General features: G+C 54.4%; 3 protein-coding genes. 1 reads left to right on the top strand and 2 read right to left on the bottom strand.

Translation table 11 applies throughout. From position 1 onward, the window contains the following. Positions 1–98: 98 nt before the first annotated feature. Together HX773_RS25210 and pyk are read right to left on the bottom strand one after the other, a co-directional pair. Positions 99–1,331: an MFS transporter gene (locus HX773_RS25210; protein ID WP_176973781.1), complete on the bottom strand. Its 1,233-nt coding sequence runs from the start codon at positions 1,329–1,331 to the stop codon at positions 99–101. Positions 1,332–1,417: 86 nt separating this feature from the next. Beyond that, positions 1,418–2,899 carry a pyruvate kinase gene (gene pyk / locus HX773_RS25215; RefSeq protein ID WP_176973782.1) on the bottom strand — a complete coding sequence of 494 codons (1,482 nt, stop codon included), beginning with the start codon at positions 2,897–2,899 and terminating at the stop codon, positions 1,418–1,420. Positions 2,900–3,175: 276 nt separating this feature from the next. Here pyk and HX773_RS25220 point away from each other — a divergent pair, with 276 nt between their 5' ends. Next, positions 3,176–3,571, top strand: a complete 396-nt coding sequence (locus HX773_RS25220; RefSeq protein ID WP_176973783.1) for a hypothetical protein — start codon at positions 3,176–3,178, stop codon at positions 3,569–3,571. Positions 3,572–3,671: the final 100 nt, after the last annotated feature.

The following is a 3,671-nucleotide window of genomic DNA, read 5'->3' on the forward strand; positions in this document are numbered from 1 at the left end:
CCCATCAGCCCGGTCATACCTGAATGCGCACCCTACGAAAAACGCGCCAATCCTTTGTAGGGTCGCCATTCATGGCGACCCGCACCCTAAAAAATGAATTACACCGCCGCCACATGACTGCGACGTTTACGTTCGCGCAGGAACAGCGTCACCAGACCAAACCACAGCACGCCAGCGGCGAAGTTTATCCCGCTAAACCACGGTGTGCCGCCGCTGAAGTAGCCACTTTTCGCCAGCTCAATGCCTATCGCTAAGGTCAAAATACTGATCATGCCGAGCATCGCCGCGACGCTGCCTTTGCCTTCGTTGCTGGAGTAAAGCGTCAAACGATACAGACCAGCATTCACCATGCCCGCGCCGAAAGCGTACAAGCTTAACCCGGCCGTCAGCAGCAGATAGGTATGGCTATCAAGCAAGTTCGCCAGCAGCGAAATGCTTAAACCAATCAGGATCGGCCAGGCGGCAAACTTCACCGGCTGCTCAATCGGTACGCGTCCCGCCAGTTTGCCGAGCGTGATGTTGCCGGCAATCATCGCCAGAAACACCGGCAACTGCAGCAGCGCATACTGCATGCGTGACAATCCTTCATCGTGCATCAGAATCACTGGCGACAGCGCCACCCACGTCAGGATCGGAATAAAAACCAAACCAATGGCAAAGGATCCGTACATCACCTGACGATCGCGCGCCAAACGCGCATAGCCGCGCGCCAGCGTTGGCAGGGCGATAGAGTGACTACGGTCGCCAGCAGTTTCCGGCATGACGCGCCACAGCAGGGCAAACGCAATCACGCTGCAGATAGCAAACAGCCAGAACATGCTGCGCCACTCGCCAACGGTGAGCCACGCGGCACCGGCCAGCGGACCGGCGAGCGGTGCCAGCAGCGCGACGTTGGCCATCAGCGCCATCATGCGTACTGCCAGCGCTTCGTCAAAGGCTTCCTGCACCGCCGCGTAGCTGACGGCGCCAATAAAGCACAGGCTAATGCCCTGAACAAAGCGCAGCGCGACAAACTCCTCAATGCTGTTTACCCACGTTGTGAGAATGCAGGCGGCAGCAAAGAACAGGATGCCAAACAGCAGCACCGGCCGGCGGCCATATTTGTCGGAGAGCGGACCGAGCAGCCATTGCAGCACCACGCCGCCCATCAGATAAGCGGTCAGCGAGGTCGAGACCCATTCCGGGCCGACGCCGAATTCAGACGTCACCAGCAGCATGCCGGGCTGAATCATGTCATGCGCGATATAGGTGGCGAACTCAAACAGTACCAGCGCGAGCGGGAACAGCAGCACGCGGCCGGTGAGGTGAGTAATAGGTTGATAGCGGGCCATCTGGCCTCCTTGTCAAAAAAATAAAAACGCGACTGCCAGGCAGTCGCGTTTGTCCATGTTGTTACAGCCGCTGTCGATGGTGCGTATTAATCTACGCGCAGTACACGGCTGGTATTGGTGGTACCGGTGGTCGACATCACGTCGCCTTGGGTGACAATCACCAGGTCACCTGAAACCAGGAAACCTTTTTCGCGCAGCAGATTCACTGCATCGTGCGCGGCGGCAACACCATCATTGTTGCTGTCAAAGAACACCGGCGTAACACCACGGTACAGTGCCGTCAGGTTCAGCGTACGTTCGTGACGTGACATGGCGAAGATCGGCAAACCGGAAGTGATACGTGAGGTCATCAGCGCGGTACGGCCCGATTCGGTCATGGTGATGATGGCTGAAACCCCTTGAAGATGGTTGGCAGCATACATCGCCGACATGGCAATCGCTTCTTCGACGTTATCGAACTGCACCTCCAGGCGGTGCTTAGAAACGTTAACGCTCGGGATTTTCTCTGCGCCGAGGCACACTTTCGCCATCGCTGAAACAGTTTCAGCCGGATACTGGCCTGCAGCGGTTTCCGCCGACAGCATCACCGCATCGGTTCCATCCAGCACGGCGTTCGCCACGTCCATGACTTCGGCACGCGTTGGCATTGGATTGGTGATCATCGACTCCATCATCTGCGTCGCAGTGATGATGGTACGGTTCAGCTGGCGCGCGCGACGGATCAATGCTTTCTGAATACCCACCAGCTCAGGATCGCCAATCTCTACACCCAAATCGCCACGCGCAACCATCACCACGTCAGAGGCGAGGATGATGTCATCCATCGCTTCCTGTGAGGCAACGGCTTCGGCACGTTCTACTTTCGCCACCAGTTTGGCGTCGCAGCCGGCGTCGCGCGCCAGACGGCGGGCATAATTCATATCTTCGCCGTTACGCGGGAAGGAGACCGCCAGATAATCCACGCCGATTTTCGCGGCGGTAACGATATCAACTTTATCTTTCTCGGTCAGCGCATCGGCTGAGAGACCGCCGCCGAGTTTGTTGATGCCTTTATTGTTGGAGAGCGGGCCGCCGACGGTAACTTCGGTAAACACTTTTACGCCCTGAACTTCCAACACTTTCAGCTGCACGCGTCCGTCGTCTAGCAGCAGGATATCGCCGGGCACCACATCTTCTGGCAGACCTTTATAGTCGATACCGACTTTTTCTTTGTCGCCTTCGCCTTTAGTTAAATCAGCATCCAGCAAGAAACGATCGCCGACGTTAAGGAATACTTTGCCTTCTTTGAAGGTCGATACGCGAATTTTTGGCCCTTGCAGGTCGCCAAGGATCGCCACATGACGACCCAGTTTCGCCGCGATTTCACGGACTTTGTTGGCGCGCTGTTGATGATCTTCCGGTGTGCCGTGGGAGAAGTTGAGTCGTACAACGTTAGCACCCGCCGCGATGATTTTTTCGAGGTTGTTGTCGCGATCGGTGGCTGGACCGAGGGTTGTAACGATCTTGGTTCTTCTGAGACGACGAGATGATGATTTGGTGAGTATGGTCTGGACTGCATGACTATTCATAATGGGCCTTATAGGGTTCTTAGATTGAATAACTATGTGGGTCCTACTGCTTAACTATGCTCATCTGTGTGCTCCTATCTGTATGAACTCCGTAGGATACACCAGAAGAAGCGACACAAGGTTGACACAAAGATGACTCTCACATTATCACAGCTCGCAGTTCCTCAGATAGTTCGCCGTAAAACCTCTGGTCGATACTCAATGCGTCTCCGTGAAGTCGGTAAGACCTCTTTAATCATCACTATAGGGCTGAAGACAACTGACAGGAGAATAGCCATGAACCGTATGAGAGAACTTGCAGCTACAACTAAAGCATTCATGTTAGACCATGAAGAAGCTACTGAGCAGGACCTTAAAGAACACCTTAAAGAGATGGCTGAGCAATTACTTACTGAGCCTGTAGGGTCCTTTTGGGATGGTCTGTCAGTATCAGTCCTTGAGGATGCTAAAGCAGACCTCCGGGAGTTATCAGTGATTGGTCGATTGACCATCAATCAACACAGACACCTTCAGGAATCATTGAAGCTCGTTGAGGCTGCTCAGGACCGCGCTCACGGAGATGCGTCTGGTCTAATTGATTTCATCCCTGTGACATCTACCGTTAGCAGCTCGCCAGCTCACAGCGTCACTACTCATTGCCAGCCCTTAAGCTGGTCTGTAGTGGCATACTGAATTTGGCCACCTGAATAGAGGTGATATCATTACCTCATAGTCAAAACAGGTGACATTATGACCGGACGTAACAGACGCAATTTTAGCCCCGAATTTCGCC

It is taken from the genome of Pantoea sp. B9002 (genome assembly GCF_013385945.1).
GTDB lineage: Bacteria > Pseudomonadota > Gammaproteobacteria > Enterobacterales > Enterobacteriaceae > Pantoea.

What these genes read in the sequence shown, in the direction of transcription:
- HX773_RS25210 (WP_176973781.1), bottom strand. Translation starts at nt 1,331, where the DNA reads ATGGCCCGCTATCAACCTATTACTCACCTCACCGGCCGCGTGCTGCTG.
- pyk (WP_176973782.1), bottom strand. Translation starts at nt 2,899, where the DNA reads ATGAATAGTCATGCAGTCCAGACCATACTCACCAAATCATCATCTCGT.
- HX773_RS25220 (WP_176973783.1), top strand. Translation starts at nt 3,176, where the DNA reads ATGAACCGTATGAGAGAACTTGCAGCTACAACTAAAGCATTCATGTTA.